At 76.1% G+C, this 20,574-nt stretch carries 20 protein-coding genes; 12 read left to right on the plus strand and 8 right to left on the minus strand.

Annotated features, from left to right (window positions below; all coding sequences use genetic code 11):
* From ACYVOF_RS14970 to ACYVOF_RS14980, 3 genes are all read right to left on the minus strand, one after another.
* Window positions 1-1,887, minus strand: a 1,887-nt coding sequence (locus tag ACYVOF_RS14970; protein ID WP_460867823.1) for an FUSC family protein, incomplete at its 3' end; no start/stop codon positions are given.
* A gap of 14 nt (window positions 1,888-1,901) precedes the next feature.
* On the minus strand, window positions 1,902-2,774 hold the full coding sequence (gene purU, locus ACYVOF_RS14975) for a formyltetrahydrofolate deformylase (RefSeq protein ID WP_460867825.1): 873 nt from the start codon (window positions 2,772-2,774) through the stop codon (window positions 1,902-1,904).
* A gap of 60 nt (window positions 2,775-2,834) precedes the next feature.
* Window positions 2,835-3,761 (minus strand): NADP-dependent oxidoreductase, encoded by a 927-nt coding sequence (locus ACYVOF_RS14980; RefSeq protein WP_460867827.1) that lies wholly within the window; start codon window positions 3,759-3,761, stop codon window positions 2,835-2,837.
* Window positions 3,762-3,842: 81 nt separating this feature from the next.
* Here ACYVOF_RS14980 and ACYVOF_RS14985 point away from each other — a divergent pair, with 81 nt between their 5' ends.
* The gene (locus tag ACYVOF_RS14985) at window positions 3,843-4,883 is read left to right on the plus strand and encodes a glutathione S-transferase family protein (RefSeq protein ID WP_460867829.1); all 1,041 of its coding nucleotides are present in this window, start codon (window positions 3,843-3,845) and stop codon (window positions 4,881-4,883) included.
* 6 nt (window positions 4,884-4,889) lie between these two features.
* Here ACYVOF_RS14985 and ACYVOF_RS14990 read toward each other — a convergent pair whose 3' ends face one another.
* Both ACYVOF_RS14990 and ACYVOF_RS14995 read right to left on the minus strand, forming a co-directional pair.
* Window positions 4,890-5,684 (minus strand): class I SAM-dependent methyltransferase, encoded by a 795-nt coding sequence (locus ACYVOF_RS14990; RefSeq protein WP_460867873.1) that lies wholly within the window; start codon window positions 5,682-5,684, stop codon window positions 4,890-4,892.
* Window positions 5,681-6,181, minus strand: a complete 501-nt coding sequence (locus ACYVOF_RS14995) for a DUF2505 domain-containing protein (protein ID WP_460867831.1) — start codon at window positions 6,179-6,181, stop codon at window positions 5,681-5,683. Before ACYVOF_RS14995 ends, ACYVOF_RS14990 begins: the two co-directional genes overlap by 4 nt.
* On the opposite strand from ACYVOF_RS14995, the gene ACYVOF_RS15000 reads away from it, so the two are divergent.
* On the plus strand, window positions 6,180-7,304 hold the full coding sequence (locus ACYVOF_RS15000; RefSeq protein WP_460867833.1) for a UDP-N-acetylmuramate dehydrogenase: 1,125 nt from the start codon (window positions 6,180-6,182) through the stop codon (window positions 7,302-7,304). The genes ACYVOF_RS14995 and ACYVOF_RS15000 overlap by 2 nt on opposite strands.
* A gap of 62 nt (window positions 7,305-7,366) precedes the next feature.
* Window positions 7,367-8,566, plus strand: coding sequence for a L,D-transpeptidase (locus ACYVOF_RS15005; RefSeq protein WP_460867835.1), 1,200 nt, complete (start codon window positions 7,367-7,369; stop codon window positions 8,564-8,566).
* Window positions 8,567-8,651: 85 nt separating this feature from the next.
* On the opposite strand, the gene ACYVOF_RS15010 is transcribed toward ACYVOF_RS15005, so the two are convergent.
* Window positions 8,652-9,413: an SDR family NAD(P)-dependent oxidoreductase gene (locus tag ACYVOF_RS15010; protein WP_460867837.1), complete on the minus strand. Its 762-nt coding sequence runs from the start codon at window positions 9,411-9,413 to the stop codon at window positions 8,652-8,654.
* 89 nt (window positions 9,414-9,502) lie between these two features.
* Here ACYVOF_RS15010 and ACYVOF_RS15015 point away from each other — a divergent pair, with 89 nt between their 5' ends.
* The 7 genes from ACYVOF_RS15015 to ACYVOF_RS15045 all read left to right on the plus strand — a co-directional run bounded on the left by ACYVOF_RS15015 (window position 9,503) and on the right by ACYVOF_RS15045 (window position 16,764).
* Entirely contained in the window at window positions 9,503-10,321 is an 819-nt protein-coding gene (locus tag ACYVOF_RS15015; protein WP_460867839.1) for an alpha/beta fold hydrolase, read from the plus strand.
* Between the two features lie 25 nt (window positions 10,322-10,346).
* Window positions 10,347-11,711, plus strand: a complete 1,365-nt coding sequence (gene mshA / locus ACYVOF_RS15020) for a D-inositol-3-phosphate glycosyltransferase (RefSeq protein ID WP_460867841.1) — start codon at window positions 10,347-10,349, stop codon at window positions 11,709-11,711.
* Window positions 11,708-12,217, plus strand: a complete 510-nt coding sequence (locus ACYVOF_RS15025) for a type III secretion system chaperone family protein (protein ID WP_460867843.1) — start codon at window positions 11,708-11,710, stop codon at window positions 12,215-12,217. The genes mshA and ACYVOF_RS15025 overlap by 4 nt, the downstream gene beginning before the upstream one ends.
* Window positions 12,218-12,323: 106 nt before the next feature.
* A complete protein-coding gene (locus ACYVOF_RS15030) occupies window positions 12,324-13,892 on the plus strand; it encodes an AMP-binding protein (protein ID WP_460867844.1) in 1,569 nt (522 codons plus the stop codon).
* A 106-nt stretch (window positions 13,893-13,998) separates the two neighbouring features.
* Entirely contained in the window at window positions 13,999-14,772 is a 774-nt protein-coding gene (locus ACYVOF_RS15035; RefSeq protein WP_460867846.1) for a phosphoglyceromutase, read from the plus strand.
* A gap of 133 nt (window positions 14,773-14,905) precedes the next feature.
* Window positions 14,906-16,081 carry a sensor histidine kinase gene (locus tag ACYVOF_RS15040; protein WP_460867848.1) on the plus strand — a complete coding sequence of 392 codons (1,176 nt, stop codon included), beginning with the start codon at window positions 14,906-14,908 and terminating at the stop codon, window positions 16,079-16,081.
* Window positions 16,078-16,764 carry a winged helix-turn-helix domain-containing protein gene (locus ACYVOF_RS15045; RefSeq protein WP_460867851.1) on the plus strand — a complete coding sequence of 229 codons (687 nt, stop codon included), beginning with the start codon at window positions 16,078-16,080 and terminating at the stop codon, window positions 16,762-16,764. The genes ACYVOF_RS15040 and ACYVOF_RS15045 overlap by 4 nt, the downstream gene beginning before the upstream one ends.
* A gap of 103 nt (window positions 16,765-16,867) precedes the next feature.
* Here ACYVOF_RS15045 and ACYVOF_RS15050 read toward each other — a convergent pair whose 3' ends face one another.
* Entirely contained in the window at window positions 16,868-17,755 is an 888-nt protein-coding gene (locus tag ACYVOF_RS15050; RefSeq protein ID WP_460867853.1) for a hypothetical protein, read from the minus strand.
* A 216-nt stretch (window positions 17,756-17,971) separates the two neighbouring features.
* Window positions 17,972-18,766 carry a hypothetical protein gene (locus tag ACYVOF_RS15055; RefSeq protein WP_460867854.1) on the minus strand — a complete coding sequence of 265 codons (795 nt, stop codon included), beginning with the start codon at window positions 18,764-18,766 and terminating at the stop codon, window positions 17,972-17,974.
* Window positions 18,767-18,876: 110 nt separating this feature from the next.
* Between ACYVOF_RS15055 and ACYVOF_RS15060 the strand changes: the two genes are divergently transcribed.
* Both ACYVOF_RS15060 and ACYVOF_RS15065 read left to right on the plus strand, forming a co-directional pair.
* Window positions 18,877-19,854 carry a Ppx/GppA family phosphatase gene (locus tag ACYVOF_RS15060; RefSeq protein WP_460867856.1) on the plus strand — a complete coding sequence of 326 codons (978 nt, stop codon included), beginning with the start codon at window positions 18,877-18,879 and terminating at the stop codon, window positions 19,852-19,854.
* Window positions 19,851-20,480: a hypothetical protein gene (locus tag ACYVOF_RS15065; protein WP_460867857.1), complete on the plus strand. Its 630-nt coding sequence runs from the start codon at window positions 19,851-19,853 to the stop codon at window positions 20,478-20,480. The genes ACYVOF_RS15060 and ACYVOF_RS15065 overlap by 4 nt, the downstream gene beginning before the upstream one ends.
* Window positions 20,481-20,574 lie beyond the last annotated feature (94 nt).

The following is a 20,574-nucleotide window of genomic DNA, read 5'->3' on the forward strand; positions in this document are numbered from 1 at the left end:
GCCGAGCGCGGCCGCGGCGTCCGCGCCGGGGGCGGGCACCCCGGCGGCGGCGTGCCCCGCCCGGGCCAGCGAGCGGGCGTAGCCGTCGGCCGCGCGGACCACCCGCAGCCACAGCCGGGTGGTGGTGCGCACCCGCTGCAGCACGCCGTGGGCCAGCGGCTCGGCGGCGGCGTCCAGCTCGACCAGCGCGTCGTCGAGGTCGCGCGAGGCCGTCACCAGGTCCACCTCGGCCCCGCCGGAGCGGACGGCGGCGACGCTGTCGCGCACCAGGCCGTCCAGGGAGTCCAGGCAGGCCCGCAGCTTCTCGTCCACCGTCGAGCGGGTGCCCGTGGGCAGGACCAGGAACGCCGCGGCGATGCCCACAGCCGCCCCGGCCGCGGTCTCGTAGATCCGCAGCTCGAGCACCTGCACGCTGAACGTCCCCAGCAGCCCGTAGAGCATGGCGAGCAGCACGGTGATGAAGAAGACCATCAGCGCGCTGGACACCCGGACCAGGTAGAACGCGGCGAACACGCACACCACGACGAGGCCCAGCTGCAGCGGGGCGTTGCGGCCCACCACCGCGGCGAGGAGCACCCCGGCGACCACCCCGCCGAGGGTGCCCAGCACGCGCTGCCAGGCCCGGGACAGGATCTGGCCCCGGCTGGTCGTCCCGTTGAACACGACGAACGCGGCCAGCACCGCCCAGTACCAGCGGTTGGGCGAGATCAACTCGCCCACCCCCGTCGCCAGCGCGGTCGCCACCGCCACCTGCACGGCCGCCCGGGTCGCCGGGTGCAGCCCGGGTGCGGGCGCGTCGTCCTCGGCCGGGGCCGGCTCGTCGTGGTCGGCCGCGGCGGCGACCTCCTCGGTCACCCAGTGGATGGCGGTGTGCGCGCGGGCCGCGCGGGCGGCGGAGAACACGGCCCGGCCGGCGGGGGTGGCCACGTCGACGTCGTGGGAGGCGCTGGCCACCGCCGCCAGCAGCACCCCCAGCTCGGCCTCGTCGGGCTCGTCGCGCAGCACCGCGTCGAGCAGGGCCAGCACCGTGTCGAGCGCCGGCGGCCAGGGTGCGTCGGCGGGCAGCGCGGTCAGGGCGTCGACGAGCTGCTCGGTGGCGAGCTGGCCGTCGAGCACCCGCAGCGAGAGCTCCCGGCCGTCCACCGACAGGTGCCGTGCCGCGTCGTGCCGGTCGAGCCAGTCCTCGATCATCAGCGCGGTCTCGGCGAGGCGGTGCAGCTGGCGGCGCAGCGCGGCGTCGTCGGGCTGGGCGTGGGCGGGGCCGCGCCGGCGCCGCTGCGCCTCGGTCACCGCCACGCCGACCGCGCTGGCGCACACCGCGCGCAGCGCCCGGGTGAGCCGGCGCAGCTCGCGGCGGGGCCGCTCGGGCAGCAGCACCACCCGCACCACCAGGGCCACGGCCACCCCGACGAGCACGCTCGCGGCCAGCGCCGGCAGCTGCGCGGTGGTGGCGCGCAGGAACAGCACGAAGAAGTAGGCGGTGAACGCGACCTGGCCCAGGGCGTTGCCCCGCGGGCCGTAGCGGCGCACCCAGGTGGCGGCGAAGAGGACCGCGACGAACCCGGCGTCGGCCACCACGCCGTAGGGGTGCAGCACGGCCGCCAGCCCCGCCGAGGCGACCGCGGGCAGCGGGGCCAGCGCGGTGGTGACCACCCGCGCGCGGTGGGTGCGGTCCTGCACGGCCACCGCGGTGAACATGGCGACGACGGTGCCCAGCAGGGCGACGGTGAGCGGCTGACCGACGGCCCGGGTCAGCCCCAGCAGCACGGCCAGGGCCAGCACCAGGGTCAGCGTCGTGGTGCCGGCGCTGACCAGGCGCACCTGGCCGGGGTCGGCCGCGGCGAGCGACCGCAGCGCCCGGCGCGGCAGGCTCGGGCGCGGGGGCACGGGTCGATCGTGCCTCAGCTGAACACCACCGTCTTGCCGCCGTGGACGAGAACCCGGTCCTCGAGGTGCCAGCGCAGCCCGCGGGAGAGCACGAGCTTCTCGATGTCGCGGCCCTGCCGGACCATGTCGGCCGGGGAGTCGCCGTGGTCGACGCGGATGACGTCCTGCTCGACGATGGGCCCGGCGTCGAGCTCGGCGGTGACGTAGTGGCAGGTGGCGCCGATGAGCTTGACCCCGCGGGCGAACGCCTGGTGGTAGGGCCGCGCCCCGGCGAAGCTGGGCAGGAAGCTGTGGTGGATGTTCAGCGCCCGCCCCGCCCAGTGCGCGCAGAGCTCGGGGGGCAGCACCTGCATGAAGCGGGCCAGGACCACCGCGTGCGGGTCGTGCGCGTCGACCAGGGTGCGCACCTCCTCGAACGCGGGGCCCCGCTGCGCCGGGTCCCGCGGGAACGGCACGTGGTGGAACGGCACGCCGTGCGCGGCGGCGACCGCGCCCAGGTCGGGGTGGTTGCCGATGACGGCGGCGACGTCGGCGGGCAGCTCCCCGGCGGCGGTGCGGCCGAGCAGGTCGTGCAGGCAGTGCGCCTCCCGGCTGACCAGCAGCACCACCCGCTTGCGCTCGGCGGTGTCGGTCAGCGTCCACTCCGCCTCGGGCCCGATGGCGGCGGCGACGGCCGCGACGCCGTCGCGGAGCTCCTCGAGGCCCACGCGCACCGAGTCGGCGCGCACCACCTGCCGGGTGAAGAACCAGCCCGAGTCGGCGTCGGCGTGGTACGCGGCCTCGGTGATCCAGCCGCCGACCTCGGCGAGGTGGCCGGCGATCGCGGCCACCACCCCGGTGCGGTCGGGGCAGCCGAGGCTGAGCACGTAGCGGCGGTCGGGGTCCACGCGACCATCATCGCGCCCGGGGACGACGGCCCCGACCACCGGGGAGCGCGCCGGAGGGGGTCAGGGGACGGTGACGACGACCTTGCCGCGCACGTGGCCGCCCTCGACGGCGCGGTGCGCGTCCGCCGCGCGCTCCAGCGGGAACGTCTGCGCCACCTCGACGCGCAGCGCGCCGGAGTCGGCCAGCGCGGTCAGGGCGTCGAGATCCGCGGTGGACGGCCGGACGAACACGTAGTGCCCGCCGTGCTCGGTCACCGAGGCGTCGGCGATCGACGCGATGCGGGTGCGGTCGCGCAGCAGCGACGTCGCCGCGGCCAGGTCGTCCCCGCCGAAGAGGTCGAACGCCGCGTCGAGGCCGTCCGGGGCCAGCTCCCGGAGCCGGTCGGCCAGGCCGTCGCCGTAGGTGGTGGGCTCGGCGCCCAGCGAGCGCAGGTAGTCGTGGTTGCCCTCGCTGGCGGTGCCGAGGACGCGGGCCCCGCGGGCGACGGCGACCTGCACCGCGAACGAGCCGACCCCGCCGGACGCACCGGAGACCAGGACCACGTCGCCCTCGGCGACCGCCAGGGCGTGCACCAGGGCCTGGTAGGCGGTGAGCCCGGCCAGCGGCACGGCGGCGGCCTCGACGAACGAGAGCGATGCGGGCTTGCGGGCCAGGGTGCGGACGGGGGCCGCAACGAGCTCGGCCAGGGTGCCGCCGTGCACCACGTCGGCGCGGACGTAGCCGTACACCTCGTCACCGACCGCGAACTCGGTGATGGCGGGGCCGACGGCCTCGACGACCCCGGCGACGTCCCAGCCGGGGACCACCGGGAACCACGCGTCGATGGCCCCGGCCAGGTAGCCCTCCCGCACCTTGTGGTCGACGGGGTTCACCGAGCTGGCGCGGACCCGCACCAGGACGCTGTCGGGGCCGACGGTGGGGTCGTCGGTCTCGCCGTGGGTGAGGACCTCGGGTCCGCCGAACTCGGTGTAGGTGATGGCACGCATGCCCGGGGCAACCGGGCGCGGCGGTGCGGTGTTCCCCCGGGCCGGGCCGCTGAGCCGTCGGGGCGCCGGTAGCGTCACGGCATGGCCGACGACGCGCAGAGGACCACCGGCACCACCGGGACGCACGACATGTCCGGGGACGAGTTCGACCGCGACACCGACTACATCGACGACCGCATCACCACCGACTCCGAGCGGTGGCCCGTCGAGGCCGGCCGCTACCGGCTCGTCGCCGCGCGGGCCTGCCCGTGGGCGAACCGGGCCATCATCGTCCGCCGCCTGCTGGGCCTGGAGGACGCGATCTCGATGGGGATCTGCGGGCCCACCCACGACGAGCGCAGCTGGACGTTCGACCTCGACCCGGGGGGCCGCGACCCCGTGCTCGGCTACGAGCGGCTGCAGGAGGCGTTCCTCGCCCGCTACCCCGACTACCCGCGGGGCATCACCGTGCCCGCGATCGTCGACGTGCCGTCCGGCCAGGTCGTCACCAACGACTTCCCGCAGATCACCCTGGACCTCTCCACCCAGTGGACGGCGTTCCACCGCGACGGCGCCCCCGAGCTGTACCCGGAGCCGCTGCGCGACGAGATCGACGAGGTCGCCGAGCTGGTGCTGCGCGACGTGAACAACGGCGTCTACAAGGCGGGCTTCGCGGGCAGCCAGGCCGCCTACGAGCGGGCGTACGACGCGCTGTTCGCCCGGCTGGACTGGCTCGAGGAGCGGCTCACCGACCAGCGGTACCTGGTCGGCGACACCATCACCGAGGCCGACGTGCGGCTGTTCACCACCCTGGCCCGGTTCGACGCCGTCTACCACGGCCACTTCAAGTGCAACCGGCACAAGCTCAGCGAGCTCGACGTGCTGTGGGCGTACGCCCGGGACCTGTTCCAGACCCCCGGCTTCGGCGACACCACCGACTTCGTGCAGATCAAGCAGCACTACTACGTCGTCCACACCGACATCAACCCCACGCAGGTGGTGCCGAAGGGGCCGGACCTGGCGGGCTGGCTGACCCCGCACGGCCGGGAGGCGTTGGGCGGGCGTCCCTTCGGCGACGGCACCCCGCCGGGCCCGGTCGCCGCGGGCGAGCGCGTCGACCCCGCCCACACGCCGCTGCGCTGATCCCCGTCAAGCCCGGGGGGCGACGGCGGCCCAGGCCACGGTGACCACGTTGTCGCGCACCGGACGTCGGGCCGGCGCCACCGGCCAGCCCCACCCCCGGAGGAGGTCGTGCGCCGCCCGCCACCGCCGGCGCGGGCCGTAGGCGGCGTGCGGCGCCACCACGTCCCAGGCCCGGTCGAGGTCGGCCAGCAGCGCGTGCACGCCCTCGCCGGGGACGTTGCGGTGGATCAGCGCCTTGGGCAGCCGCGCTGCGAGCTCGCCCGGCCGGGCCACGTCGGCGGGGTCCCAGGCCAGGGTGAGCGAGCGGGGTCCCGCAGCGTCGAGCAGCACCCAGGCGCAGCGCCGGCCCCGCTCGTCGCACGTGCCCTCCACCACGAGACCGCCCGGGGCCAGCGCGCCCCGCAGCCGGGCCCACGCCGGGGCCACCGCGTCCTCCGGGTACTGCCGCAGCACGTTGAACGCCCGCACCAGCGACGGCGCGAGGCCGGCCAGCTCGAAGCCGCCCAGCGCGAACTCCACCCCGGGCGCACCGCCGGCCAGCATCCTCGCCGTCGCCACCCGCGCCGGGTCGATCTCCAGGCCGACGACGCGGACGTCGGGTGCGACCGCGCGCAGCCGCCCGGCCAGCTCGAGGGTGGTCTGCGGCCCGGCGCCGAACCCGAGGTCGACCACCAGCGGGGCGGGCCCGGCCAGGGCGCGCGCGACCTCGGGGGAGTGGACCAGCCACCGGTCGCTGCGCCGCAGCCGGTTGTGGCCCGTCGTGCCGCGGGTGACGGCGCCGACGGGTCGGGGTGCGCTCAGCGGTCGCGGACCCAGTCGGTGGTGAAGCGCTGCTCGACCTCGAGCAGCTGGGTGATGTTGTCGCAGATGGCCTGCTCGATCTTGCCGCCGACCAGCGGCACCGGGACCTCGGCCTGGCCGGTGGTGCGCACCGTGGCCGAGGCGTCGTCGCCGGTCAGCTCCACGCTCGCGGTGATCTTCGCCGGGGTGCCCGCCACCGCGCCCGACGTGCGGGCGCTGGCCCGGCCGCCGGACAGCGCCGACCAGTGCTCCTCCCGGGAGATGGTGAGGTCCCCCGAGGAGATCTTCTGCACCACCTTCGGCAGGTGCTGCGCGGCGATGCGCTGGGTCAGGGCCACGTCCACGCCGGTGTCGGACGCCTCGACCGAGCGCAGCTCGGCGCCCGGGCCGCCCACCTGGTCCACCCGGGCCTGCCAGTAGGCCCGGTCGCCGTACGCGGCGAGCAGCGCGGCCGGGGAGCAGGGGTAGGTCGCGGTGTGCTCGAAGCGGCGAGACATGGCGGGCACGCTACCGTCCGGTCCCGTGGTGACACCGGTCGTGGCCCAGGCCCTGGCGGCGGACGGGCTGCACGTCAGCCGCGACGTGCCGCTGGCCGGGCTCACCACGCTGCGGGTCGGCGGGCCGGCTGCCGCGCTCGTCACCTGCCCGGACACGGCGTCGCTGGTCACCGCCGTCCGCACGCTCGACGCGGCGGGGGAGCCGCTACTCGTCCTCGGCGGCGGGTCGAACCTGCTCGTCGGCGACGACCCGGTGGCTGCCACCGTCGTCCACGTCCGCAGCGACGGCCTGCGGCTGGCCGACGACGGGCTCGTGGAGGCGGACGCCGGGGTCGGCTGGGACCACCTCGTGCGCGCCTGCGTCGAGGCCGGGCTCGGGGGCCTGGAGTGCCTGGCCGGCATCCCCGGCAGCACCGGGGCGACGCCCGTGCAGAACGTGGGCGCCTACGGGGTCGAGGTCGCCGACGTCCTCGACGGGGTCGAGCTGCTCGAGCGGGCCACGGGGGAGCGCCGCTGGGTCCCGGCCGCCGAGCTGGGGCTGGGCTACCGGACCAGCGTGCTCAAGCACACCGACCGCGCGGTGGTGCTCACCGTGCGGTTCCGGCTGCGGACCGACGGCGCCAGCGCCCCGCTGCGCTACGGGGAGCTCTCCCGGGTGCTCGGCGCCGCCCCCGAGCAGCGCCTGCCGGCGGCCGACGTCCGCGACGCGGTGCTCGCGCTGCGCCGCGGCAAGGGGATGGTGCTCGACGCCCCCGACCACGACACGTGGAGCGCCGGGTCGTTCTTCACCAACCCGGTGGTCACCGACGCGGTGGCCGACGACGTCCGCGCCCGCGCTGTGGCCCGCCTCGGCCCGGACGTGGTGCTGCCCAGCTGGCCGGCGCCCGACGGGGTGAAGCTCTCCGCGGGCTGGCTCATCGAGCGGGCGGGGTTCGCCCGCGGCCACGCCGGGCCCGACTCGTCGGCGGGGCTGTCGACCAAGCACACGCTGGCGCTGACCAACCGGGGCGGCGCGGACGCGGCCGCCGTCCTCGCGCTGGCCCGGGAGGTCCGCGACGGCGTGCACGCGGTGTTCGGGGTGGTCCTCGAGCCCGAGCCGGTGCTGGTGGGCTGCCGGGTCTGAGCGGTTCGTGCGGTGCCCGGGGGGCTCTCGGTAACCTCGACGCAGTGAGTCAGCCGTCCCGAGTGTCCCGACGCACCCTCCTCGCCGCCGCGGCCGCCGCCCCGCTGGCCGCGGCGCTGGCCGCCTGCGGGTCCCGGACGTCGCCCGCCGCGTCGGCCGCCTCGGGTGACGGCGGTGCGGCTGCGGCCACCAGCTCGCGCAGCGCCGCCCTCGCCGCGTCGGTCACCTACCAGCCCGCCGCCGGGACCACCGGCGCCTCGCCCACCGCGCCGGTCTCGGTCACCGCCGCCGGGGCCACGCTGCAGGGCGTGGCCCTCACCGGCGACGACGGCGTCGTGGTGACCGGGGCGCTGTCCGCCGACGGCAGCACCTGGACCGCGGGGGAGCCCCTGGGCTACGGGAAGACCTACACCTGGTCCGGCACCGCGGGCGGTCCCGAGGGCACCAGCGTGCCGCTGGCCGGCACCGTGGCCACCGTGGCCCCGGGCAGCCGGGTGAGCGCGCGGGTCAACATCGGTGACGGGCAGGCCGTCGGGGTGGCGGCCCCGATCATGGTCACCTTCGACGGGCCGGTCACCGACAAGGCCGCCGCGCAGCAGGCCATGACGGTGACCACGACCCCGGCCACCGAGGGCGCCTGGGCGTGGCTCCCGGACGGCCCGGACAGCTCGCGCGCCCACTGGCGGCCGCGGGCCTACTGGGCCGCGGGTACCGCGGTGTCGATGGACGCCAAGGTCTACGGCGTCGACCTGGGTGGGGGTGCCTGGGGCAGCGCGGACCTGTCGACGTCGTTCACCGTCGACCGGCTGCAGGTGGTCAAGGCCGACGTGCCGAGCCACCGCATGGTGGTGGTCCGCGACGGGCAGACGGTGCTCGACGTGCCGTGCAGCTACGGCGAGGCGAACGAGGCGCGCAACACCACCCGCAACGGGATCCACGTGGTGACGGAGAAGTACGAGGACTTCCTCATGTCCAACCCGCCGTACTACGAGAACGTGCGGGAGCGCTGGGCCACCCGGATCAGCAACAACGGGGAGTTCATCCACGCCAACCCGCTCACCACCGGGGTGCAGGGCGCGTCCAACGTCACCAACGGCTGCATCAACCTGTCCACGCAGGACGCGCAGACCTACTTCGGGATGGCCGTCTACGGCGACCCGGTCGAGGTGACCGGCTCGCCCATCGAGCTCTCCGCGGCCGACGGGGACATCTACGACTGGTCGGTCGACTGGCCCACCTGGCTGTCGATGTCGGCGCTCTGACGCGACCCGGCTCGCGGGGCGGAAGGCCCGCCAGTCGCCCCGTCGGCGCGCGGTCGGGGGCGGCAAGCGTGCTGAAAGCCCCCGACTACTCGCGGTGGGCGCGCATCGCGCCGGCCTGGGCGCGGGGCTTGACCACGACCTGGTCGAGGTTCACGTGCGCCGGCCGGGTCGCGGCGAACCCGATCACCTCCGCGACGTCGCGCGCGGTCAGCGGCGTCAGGCCCTCGTAGACCTTCGCGGCGCGCTCGTCGGCGTCGGGCAGGCCCTCGAAGCGGACGGCGGAGAACTCCGTCTCCACCATGCCGGGGGCGACCTCGGTGAAACGCACCGGCTTGCCCAGCAGCTCGCCGCGCAGGGTGCGGTGCAGCACCGCCTGCGCGTGCTTGGCCGAGGTGTAGCCGGAGCCGTTGTCGTAGGGCTCGAGCGCGGCGATGGAGGTGACGGTGACGACGAGGCCGTCCCCGGAGTCCACCAGCGCCGGCAGCAGCGCCTTGGTCACCCGCAGCGTGCCCAGCACGTTCGTCTCCCACATCCAGCGCCAGTCGTCGAGGTCGGCCTCGGCCACCGGGGCCAGGCCCTTCGCGCCGCCCGCGTTGTTGACCAGCACCCGGACCGGGCCGTGCTCGGCGGTCACGGTGTCGCAGAACGCGGCCACGGACGCCTCGTCGGTGACGTCGAGCGCCAGCCCGGTGCCGCCCACCGCCTCGGCCACGGCCTGCACCCGCTCGAGGCGCCGCGCCCCGCACACCACGTGGTAGCCGGCCTCGGCCAGCACGTGCGCGGTGGCCTCCCCGATGCCGGAGCTGGCCCCGGTGACGACGGCGGTCCCGCGCTCGCTGCTGGCCATGGGTGGTCCGTCCTTCCGCTGGGGGTGTGGGGGGCACGACGTGCCGCGGCCACGCTAGCCCTGCCCGGCCGCGCCCCTAGGGTCGCGGGATGACCGACCACCTGCGCTGGGCCTCGACCACCACGGCCACCGGCGAGGTGCTCAGCTGGGGCAGCGCGGGCGAGCCGGGCGACCCGCCGCTGGTGCTGCTGCACGGCTGGGCGCAGTCGGCCACCTGCTGGGGCCCCGACCTCGTCGCCGGGCTCGCCGCGCACCACCACGTCCTGGCCCCCGACCTGCGCGGGCACGGCCGCAGCTCCGACCCCGGCACCGGCTACGACGACCCGGCCGCGTGGGCGGCCGACCTCGACGCCGTGCTCGCCGCGGCCGGGGCGACCGGCCCCCCGGTGCTGCTGGGCTGGTCCTACGGCGGTGTCGTGGCCACCGACTGGGTCCGCGCCGGGGGTCGGCCCGCCGCCCTGGTCCTCGTCGGGGCCGTCACCGGGCTCGGCCGCGGGCGTCTCGGCGGGCGGGTCGGCCCCGCCATGCGCGCCGCGGTGCCGGCCGCGCTCGCCGCCGACCCGGACGTGGCCGTGCCCGCGCTGCGCGCCTTCGTCGCCGGCCTCGGCCCGGTGGGGGACGCCGAGCAGGCCCTGCTCGGGGCCGCGCTGGCCGTGCCCCCGTCGGTCCGCGGGGCCCTGTTCGCCCGGGAGTGCGACGCCGACGACGTCCTCGCCGCGCTCGACGTGCCGTCGCTGGTGCTCCACGCCGCGGACGACGCGGTGGTCGACGTCCGCGCCGGGCGCCACGCCGCCGACCTGCTGCCCGGCGTGCGCACCAGCTGGTGGGACGCCGGCGGGCACGTGCCGTTCCTGGCCGACCCCGGGCGCGTCGTGGCCGAGGTGCGGGCCCTGGGAACCACCGGGTGAGCGGGCCCCGGGTGCGGGGAGCACTATGTCTCCCGTGACCGTGCGCACCGCCGCCGCGCCCGCGCGGCCACGTCGGGTGGCCGTCCTGTCGGTCCACACCTCGCCCCTGGCCCAGCCCGGCACGGGCGACGCGGGCGGCATGAACGTCTACGTGCTGCAGACCGCGCTGCGGCTGGCCGAGCGCGGCGTCGAGGTCGAGATCTTCACCCGCGCCACCAGCTCGCGCGACGAGCCCGTGGTGGCCGCCGCCCCCGGCGTCACCGTCCGCCACGTCCTCGCCGGGCCGTTCGAGGGCCTCGACAAGACCGACCTGCCCGCGCAGCTGTGCGCGTTCACCGCCGGCGTGCTGCGCACCGAGGCGGTGCAGGACCCCGGCTACTACGACCTGGTGCACTCCCACTACTGGCTCTCCGGGCAGGTGGGCTGGTTGGCCCGTGACCGCTGGGGCGTGCCGCTGGTGCACACCGCCCACACCCTGGCCGGGGTGAAGAACGCCGCCCTGGCCGAGGGCGACACCGCCGAGCCCCGGATGCGCGTCATCGGCGAGCAGCAGGTGGTCGACGAGGCCGACCGGCTGGTGGCCAACACCACGGCCGAGGCGGCGCAGCTCGTCGCCCTGCACGGCGCCGACCCGGCCCGCACCGACGTCATCGCCCCCGGCGCCGACCTCGACCGGTACCGCCCCGGTGACCGGGCCGCCGCCCGCGCGCACCTGGGCCTGGACCCGGCCGCGGTCGTGCTCACCTTCGTCGGGCGCATCCAGCCGCTCAAGGCCCCCGACGTGCTGCTGCGCGCGGCCGCCGAGCTGCGGGCCCGCACCCCGGACCTGCCGCTGGTCGTCCTCGTCGTCGGCGGCCCGTCGGGCAGCGGGCTGGAGCGCCCGGAGTCGCTCGTGGCCCTGGCCGCCGAGCTGGGGATCAGCGACGTGGTGCGCTTCCTGCCACCCCGCCCCGCCGACGAGCTGGCCGAGGTCTACCGCGCGTCCGACCTCGTCGCCGTGCCCAGCCACTCCGAGTCCTTCGGCCTGGTCGCCCTCGAGGCGCAGGCCTGCGGCACCCCGGTGGTCGCGGCCGACGTCGGCGGGCTCGGGGTCGCCGTCCGCGCCGGGGTCACGGGCCTGCTCGTGCCCACCCACCGCACCAACGACTGGGCCGACGCGCTGGGCTCGCTCGTCGCCGACCCGGGCCGCCGCGCCGCGATGGCCGCGGCCGCCCCCGCCCACGCCGCCGGGTTCTCCTGGGAGCGCACCGCCGACGGCCTGCTCACCAGCTACTCGCGCGCGCTGCTGGGCTCCGGGGCGCGGCCCACCCCCGCGCGCACCCCGGTGCCCGCCGCCTGGCAGCGCGGGCTGCGCTCGCGGCGGCGCACCACCCGGGGGGTGCGGGCGTGAGCGAGGCGTCCCCGCAGCTCACCGCGACCATCGAGGCGGCCCTCGACGAGCGCGAGCTGGAGTTCGCCCGGCCGCGGCCCGAGGTCTTCGTCGTCACCCTGCCCGGCGAGGCCAAGCTGACGACGACCGCCATCCTCACCGTCGGCGCGCACGGCCTGCGGGTGGAGGCGTTCGTGTGCCGCCAGCCCGACGAGAACCACGCCGGGGTGTACGCGTTCCTGCTGCGCCGCAACCGCCGGCTGTTCGGCGTCAGCTACACCATCGACCGAACCGGCGACATCTACCTCGTCGGGCGCCTCGCCGCGGAATCGGTGACCGACGCCGAGCTCGACCGGGTGCTGGGCCAGACCCTCGAGGCGGCCGACGGCGACTTCAACACCCTGCTCGAGCTGGGCTTCGCCTCCTCCATCCGGCGGGAGTGGGCGTGGCGGACCTCCCGCGGCGAGTCGACGCGCAACCTCGCGGCGTTCACCCACCTCGTGGGCGAGGACGAAGCGGACACGTAGGCTCGCCCCCGAGCCCAGACGTGGTCCAGGTCACCCCGCAGTCCAGGGTCCTGGGCCACGTCCGTGTCACCGCCGCCGCGTCCGCTCGCGCCCCGAAGGAGAGCCCATGAGCTTCACCAGCCCCTACCCCGACGTCGAGATCCCCGAGGTCAGCGTCTTCAGCTACCTCTTCGACGACCTCGGCGACGACGCCGACCGGGTCGCCCTGGTCGACGGCCCCTCCGGCGCCGAGACCACGTTCGCCGAGCTCAAGGGTCAGGTCGAGGCGCTCGCCGGGGGTCTGGCCGCCCGCGGGTTCGCCCAGGGCGACGTCGCCGGGCTGCTGTGCCCCAACGTGCCCGCCTTCGTCACCGTGTTCCAGGGCATCCTGCGCGCCGGCGGCGTGGCCACCACGATCAACTCCCTCTACACGGCCAAGGAGATCGGCAACCAGCTCGAGGACTCCAAGGCCAGCTGGCTGTTCACCATCTCCCCGATGCTGGAGCAGGCCGACGCGGCCGCCGAGGCCAACGGCATCCCGCGCGAGCAGGTCGTCGTCATGGACGGCGCGGAGGGCCGCACCTCGCTGCGCGACCTGCTGACCTCCGGCGCCCCGGCCCCGGACGTCGACGTCAAGCCCACCGACCTCGCCGTGCTGCCCTACTCCTCGGGCACGACCGGCCGGGCCAAGGGCGTCATGCTCACCCACCGCAACCTGGTGGCGAACGTGGCCCAGACCTTCCCCGTCATCCAGGTCGACCACACCGACAAGCTGCTCGCGGTGCTGCCGTTCTTCCACATCTACGGCATGACCGTGCTCATGAACTCGGGCATCAAGCGGCGCGCGCAGGTCGTCACCATGCCGCGATTCGACCTCGAGCAGTTCCTCAAGATCAACTCCGAGCAGGGCATCACCTACGTCTACATCGCCCCGCCGGTGGCGGTGGCGCTGGCCAAGCACCCCATGGTCGAGAACTACGACCTGTCCTCGGTCAAGTGCGTGTTCTCCGGGGCGGCCCCGCTCGACGGCAAGCTCGGTGCCCGCGTGGCCGAGCGGCTGGGCTGCACGGTGCGCCAGGGCTACGGCATGTCCGAGATGAGCCCGGTCAGCCACTGCATCCCCGGCGACCGCGACGACATCTCGCTGGACACCGTGGGGCTGACCATCCCCAACATGGAGTGCAAGATCGTCGACCCGGAGACGGGCGAGGAGGTCGAGGTGCCGGCGGAGGGCGCGTCGGCCCCCGGCGAGCTGTGGTGCAAGGGCCCCAACATCATGCAGGGGTACCTGGAGAACCCCGAGGCCACGGCCGCGACCCTGGACGACGACGGCTACCTGCACACCGGCGACGTCGCCACCGTGACGGCCGAGGGCGTCGTGCAGATCGTCGACCGGGTCAAGGAGCTCATCAAGTACAAGGGCTACCAGGTGCCGCCGGCCGAGCTCGAGGCGCTGCTGCTCAGCCACGACTCCATCGCCGACGCCGCCGTGATCGGGGTCAACGACGACGAGGGCGAGGAGGTCCCCAAGGCCTTCGTCGTGCTGCAGCCGGGCGCGGACATGGACGCCGACGCGGTCATGGCCTTCGTGGCCGAGAACGTCGCGCCGCACAAGAAGGTGCGCCAGGTCGAGTTCATCGAGCAGATCCCGAAGTCCGCCAGCGGCAAGATCCTCCGCAAGGACCTCCGCACGTAGGGCCTACGGCCTTGTGTGTGATTACTGCACCCAGGGCGCGAGGTTGCGTTCACAGGGGGGCGCGGGGTGTTCGACCGCGCCCCCCGGCGTGCGCGAGGATGAGGCCATGACGCGCGCAACGCTGGTCCTGCTCCGCCACGGCGAGAGCGAGTGGAACGCCTCCGGCCAGTTCACCGGGTGGGTGGACGTCCCGCTCACGGACAAGGGCCGCGGCGAGGCCACCCGCGGCGGCGAGCTCCTCGTCGAGCAGGGCGTCCTGCCCGACGTGCTGCACACCTCCCTGCTGCGCCGCGCCATCACCACCGCGCACCTGGCCCTCGACGCCGCCGACCGGCACTGGATCCCCGTGCACCGCGACTGGCGGCTCAACGAGCGGCACTACGGCGCGCTGCAGGGCCTGAACAAGGAGGCGACGAAGGAGAAGTACGGCGAGGAGCAGTTCATGGCCTGGCGCCGCAGCTACGACACCCCGCCGCCGGAGATCGAGCGCGGCAGCGAGCACAGCCAGGACGCCGACCCCCGCTACGCGCACCTGACCGACGGCCCCGACGGCGGACCGCTCACCGAGTGCCTGGCCGACGTCGTCGCCCGCATGCTCCCGTACTGGGAGGCCGCGATCGTGCCGGACCTGGCCAGCGGCGCCACCGTCCTCGTCGCCGCGCACGGCAACTCCCTGCGGGCGCTGGTCAAGCACCTCGACGCCATCTCCGACGACGACATCGCCGGGCTCAACATCCCCACCGGCATCCCGCTGCGCTACGACCTCGAGGTCGACGGCGGCACCGTCACCGTGCTCAACCCCGGTGGGGAGTACCTCGACCCGGAGGCCGCTGAGGCCGGTGCGGCGGCCGTGGCCAACCAGGGCAGCTCGGGGCACTGACCCCCCGGTCGGCGGTCGGGGGCGAACAGCAGGTGAACCCCGGCCGAACCCGTCCGGAACGGGCCCCGGCCGCCCGGGGCGGCCCCCACCGCAGCGTCGGGCCGGCCCCGGGCACCGTCGTACGATCCGCCTCGTGAACGCCGCCGGGACGCTGCTCGTCGCGGCGGCGGCCCTGCTGGTCGGCCTCACCGCCGGCGTGCTGCTGGCGCGCCGCGCCGCCCGAGCGGCGGCCGCGCACCCCGTCGTCACCGTCGGCGAGGTGCTCGACCGCATCGTCCGCACCACCCAGAACGGCATCGCCGTGGTCGACCGGTTCGGCGACGTCGTGCTGGTCAACCCGCGCGCCGAGGAGCTCGGCATCACCCACGACCGGCGGATGGCCGACCCGGCCTGGGACGCCGTCGAGCGGGTGTTCGGCCTGGGCACCGTCACCGAGGTCGAGCTGCACCCCGGTGACACCCGCTCCGGCCGGGCACCGACCGCCGTCCTCGCCACCGCCCGCCCGCTCGGCGACGCGGACGGCCGCTTCGTCGTCGTCGAGGCCCGCGACGAGTCCGCCCAGGTGCGCCTCGAGGCGACCCGGCGCGACTTCGTGGCCAACGTCAGCCACGAGCTCAAGACCCCGGTCGGGGCGATGGCGCTACTGGCGGAGGCCCTGCTGGAGTCGGTCGACGACCAGGCCGAGGTCCGCCGCTTCGCCGGCCAGTTGCAGCACGAGGCGACCCGGCTCGGCGCGCTGGTGACCGAGCTCATCGCGCTGTCGCGGCTGCAGGGCGCGGAGCGGCTGCCCGAGCTGGAGGTGGTCGACGTCGACGACGTCGTCGCCGAGGCCCTGGTGCGCGCCCGCCTCAGCGCCGAGACCGCGGGCACGACCGTCACCGCCGACGCGCCCAGCGGCCTGGAGGTGCTCGGCGACCGGGCGCTGCTGGTGACGGCGCTGTCGAACCTGGTCGAGAACGCCATCGCCTACTCCCCGCCCGGCAGCCCCGTCTCCATCAGCCGGGTCCGGCGCGACGACGACGTCGAGGTCAGCGTGACCGACCGCGGCATCGGCATCGCCCCGGAGCACCAGGAGCGGGTGTTCGAGCGCTTCTTCCGCGTCGACGCCGGGCGGTCCCGCGCCACCGGCGGCACCGGGCTGGGGCTGGCCATCGTCAAGCACGTCGCCGCCAACCACGACGGGGCGGTGCGGCTGTGGAGCAGGCCGGGCACCGGCTCCACCTTCACCCTGCGGGTCCCCGTGCACGTCGAGGAGACCGCGCCCGAGGACGAGCTCGAGCCCGCCCACACCCGAGGAGGACACCGGTGACCCGTGTGCTGATCGTCGAGGACGAGGAGTCGCTGGCCGACCCGCTCGCCTTCCTGCTGCGCAAGGAGGGGTTCGAGGCCACCGTCACCGTCGACGGGCCCAGCGCGCTGGCGGAGTTCGACGCCGGCGGGGCGGACATCGTGCTGCTCGACCTCATGCTGCCGGGGATGAGCGGCACCGACGTGTGCCGGGCGCTGCGGGCCCGCTCCGGGGTGCCGGTGATCATGGTGACGGCCCGTGACAGCGAGATCGACAAGGTCGTCGGGCTCGAGCTCGGGGCGGACGACTACGTCACCAAGCCGTACTCGGCGCGCGAGCTCATCGCGCGCATCCGGGCCGTGCTGCGCCGCGGGGCCGAGGCCGACGACGAGTCGCTGGGGATGTCGGTGCTCGAGGCCGGGCCGGTGCGGATGGACGTCGAGCGGCACACGGTCGCGGTGGACGGGCGGGCCGTGGCACTGCCGCTCAAGGAGTTCGACCTGCTGGAGTACCTGCTGCGCAACTCCGGGCGGGTGCTCACCCGGGGCCAGCTCATCGACCGGGTGTGGGGCGCGGACTACGTGGGCGACACCAAGACCCTCGACGTGCACGTCAAGCGGCTGCGCGCCAAGGTCGAGCCCGACCCGGCGCACCCCCGCCACCTGCTCACCGTGCGCGGCCTGGGCTACAAGCTCGACCCCTAGCCCTGCCGCCCGTTGCCTCCCGCTGTACCCACCTTCCGCCGAGCGCCGGTGTGTTGCGGTGCCAGCGGGGTCAGGGGCGAAACACACCGGCGCTCGGCGGGGCTCAGCCGCGCGTGGCCAGCAGCGCACGCACCTGGTGGACGGTCCGCTCCGGCCGGTCCCGCACGTCGGCGCGGGTGAGCGCCAGGCACCGCCAGCCCTCGCCGAGCAGCTCAGCCGCCCGGCGCCGGTCGTTCTCCAGGGAGCGGCGGTCGCGGTGGAACTCGAGACCGTCGTACTCGACGGCGACGCGGTGGTCCGGCCAGGCCAGGTCGAGCCGTGCGACCAGGCGGCCGTCGGCGGTGCGGACCTCGTGCTGCAGCGTGGGCCTCGGCAGGCCGCCGTCGTGCAGCAGCAGCCGGGTCTCGGACTCCATCGGTGACTCGCTGAGCCCGTCCGCGAGGCCGACCAGGCCGCGCACCGCGCTCACACCGCGGTGGCCCCGGCGGCGGTCGACGGCGTCGAGCAGATGGTCGTGGCTGCACGTCCCGCTGCGCAGCGCTGCGTCGAGGGTCGCGAGGGCGCGGGGTCGACGTCGGGCCCGGCTCGTGTCGACCGCCGCCCACGCCGGGGCGACGACGGGACGCTCACCCACCTCGACGACCGGTCCGACGTCACCGCGGTGCACGCGCACCCCCGGCCGGTCGGCGAGGGCCCGGGGCACGGGGACGGCCACGTGGACCCGCGCGTCCGCGTCGACGGCGAAGCCGTACAGCTCGGCCGCGGACACGCCGCAGGCGGTGACCTGCTCACCCAGCGCGAGGTCCAGCCCGCGCAGGCGGGTCCGCAGGCCGGGGGCGGGGCCGTCGTCGGAGTAGACGCCCCGCCACACGCGCACGAGGCTGCCCCGTTCGACCATCGACCTCAGCTCGTGCGCGCTGTGCCAGCGCAGCACGTCGTCGCGGGTGACGACGCTGGACAGGACGAGCTGCTCGGCCAGGCAGGGGTGCACCCGGCCACGATCGGACTGCGCAGCCGCCGGCAGCGCGGTCCGGCGGAACCTGTGGACAGGCCGTCGCCGCCGTCCCCAGCCGGGCGTCCGGGCCTTGACAGGTCCTTCTCCCTGTCGAGCGCCGGTGTGTGGCGGCGCAAAGCCCCTCCTGGGCGCAACACACCGGCGCTCGCCGGGGCCCGGCGACCGGAGGAGCGGAGCCCGAGGCCCCAGGGGTCAGGGGCGGGCGGCCTCGGTGGCGGGGTGCACGGCGACGAGGCCCAGCCCCGCCCGACGCGTGCAGAGCCTGGCCAGCTCCGCGTACGCGGGCGCGCCGATCAGCTCGGTCAGCTCTGGGCCGTAGGACTGCCACACCTGCTCGCGGCCCACGTGCGCGTCGGGCGAGGAGGTGCACCACCAGTGCAGGTCCGCGCCACCCTCGCCCCAGCCGCGACGGTCGTACTCACCGATCGTGGTCTGCAGCACGCGCGTGCCGTCGGGACGGTCCACCCAGTCCTGGGTGCGGCGCACGGGCAGCTGCCAGCACACGTCGGGCTTGGTCTCCAGCGGGTGCCGGCCGGTGCGCAGCGCGAGCCGGTGCAGCGCGCACCCGGAGCCGCCCTCGAACCCCGGCCGGTTGTGGAAGATGCACGCCCCGTCGACGCGGCGGGTGCGCAGCGCGGTCTCCCCGTCGAGCTCGTCGGACTCCGTCCACCCCTTCTTGGAGTGGCCCTTGCGGTGGAACTGCCAGTCCTCGGGGGTGAGCTGCTCGACGAACCCGGCCACCCGCTCCCGGTCGTCGTCGTCGGAGAAGAACGCCCCGTGCGAGCAGCAGCCGTCGTCCGGGCGCCCGGCCACCGTGCCCCGGCAGGCGGGGGAGCCGAACACGCACGTCCAGCTCGACAGCAGCCAGGTCAGGTCGGCGAGGACCACGTGCTCGTCGTCCGCGGGGTCGACCAGCTGCACCCACTCCCGGGTGAAGTCCAGCCCCACCTCGGCGCTCCCGCCCGCCGGACCCCGTGCCTCGCCCACTGCCGCTCCTCGCGCTCGACCACCGCCACCGCCGCGGGGGACCCTGCCCGCCCGCCGGGGCCCGGGCAAGCCGGTCCGGGCCACCGGGGGCGAGCGGCTACGGTGGCGTCGTGCGCCTCGGGGTCCTGGACGTCGGGTCCAACACCGTCCACCTGCTGGTGGTCGACGCCCACCGCGGCGGCCACCCCACCCCCATGAGCTCGACGAAGTCGACGCTGCGCCTGGCCGAGCAGCTCGACGGCCGCGGCCGGCTCACCCGCACCGGCGCCGACCGGCTGCTGCGCGCGGTGCACGAGGCGGCCGACGTGGCCGACGACGCCGGCTGCCGCGAGGTGCTGGCGTTCGCGACGTCGGCCGTGCGGGACGCCACCAACTCCGCCGAGGTGCTCGACCGGGTGCAGCGCCAGACCGGGGTGGCGCTGCGGGTGCTCAGCGGCGAGGACGAGTCCCGGCTGACGTTCCTGGCCGTGCGCCGCTGGTACGGCTGGAGCGCGGGCCCGATCCTGGCCATGGACATCGGCGGCGGCTCCCTCGAGCTGGCCACCGGCCTCGACGAGGCGCCCGACGTCGCGCTCTCGCTCCCGCTGGGGGCCGGACGGCTGAGCCGCGAGTGGCTCGGCGGCGACGTCGACACCCCGCCGGACCCGGCCGCGGTCGCCCGGCTGCGCGACCACCTCGACACCACCCTGGCCCCGGCCGCGGACCGGCTGCGCCGCGAGCACGACGGCGGCCGGGTGGTCGCCACGTCGAAGACGTTCCGCTCGCTGGCCCGGCTCACGGGCGCGGCGCCGTCCGCGGCGGGCCCGCGGGTGCGCCGGGTGCTCACCGCCGCGGGGCTGCGGCAGCTGGTCGCGTTCATCTCCCGCATGTCGACGACGGACCTCAGCGAGCTCGAGGGCGTCAGCGCGGCGCGGTCGCACCAGCTGGTCGCGGGCGCGCTGGTGGCGGAAGCCAGCATGCGGGCCCTCGCGGTGGAGGAGCTCGAGATCTGCCCGTGGGCGCTGCGCGAGGGCGTGATCCTGCGCCGGCTCGACGCCGAGCCCGACGACGCGGGGACCGACGTCCGGGCGGCCGGGGGCGCGGCGTGACCGAGCCCCCCGACAGCCCCCCGGGCCCCGCCCGGCAGCTGTCGGTCGCCGAGCTGCTGGCCGCCAACGGCCGCACCGTGGAGACCAGCGCCGGGTCGCGCCGCCGCCGTCGCTCCGGCCACGCCGCCCACGGCTCCGCCACCGCAGCGCCCAGCACCCCAGCGACCGAGCCGCCGCCCGCGCCCGCTGCACCGCCCGTGACAGAGCCGCCCGCGGCCGAGACCGCGCCGGCCGTCGAGACGCCGCCCGAGCCCAGGCCGGAACCCGAGCGCCCGCCCGAGCCGGCCGCGGAGCCCACCCCGGACCCCGAGCCCACCCCGGACCCCGATCCCCGCCGCACGGCCGCGACCACCGCCGCGACCGCCCCCGGCCCCCGCCCCCTCGCCGCCGCCGGCCGCCTCGTGCTGGCCCTCGTCGTCGGCGCAGGCGTCTGGCTCGCGGCGGGGTGGCTGTGGGGCCGGGCCCCGCTGCTCGCCGCCGTGGTCGGCCTGCTCGTCACCGCCGGGCTCGTCGTGGCCGTGCGCCGCTCCGGCGGCGGGGACGACGTGCGCACCACGCTGCTCGCCGTGCTCGTGGGGGCGGTGGTCACCCTGGGGCCGGGGGCGACGACACTGGTCGGGTCGTGACCCACCTGCTGCCAGGAGCGCACCCGTGAGCCCCGCCCGACTGCCCGCCGTGCCCATCGGCCTGTCCACCGCCTCGGTGTACCCCGAGACCGTG

Source organism: Rhodococcus aerolatus, assembly GCF_054783215.1.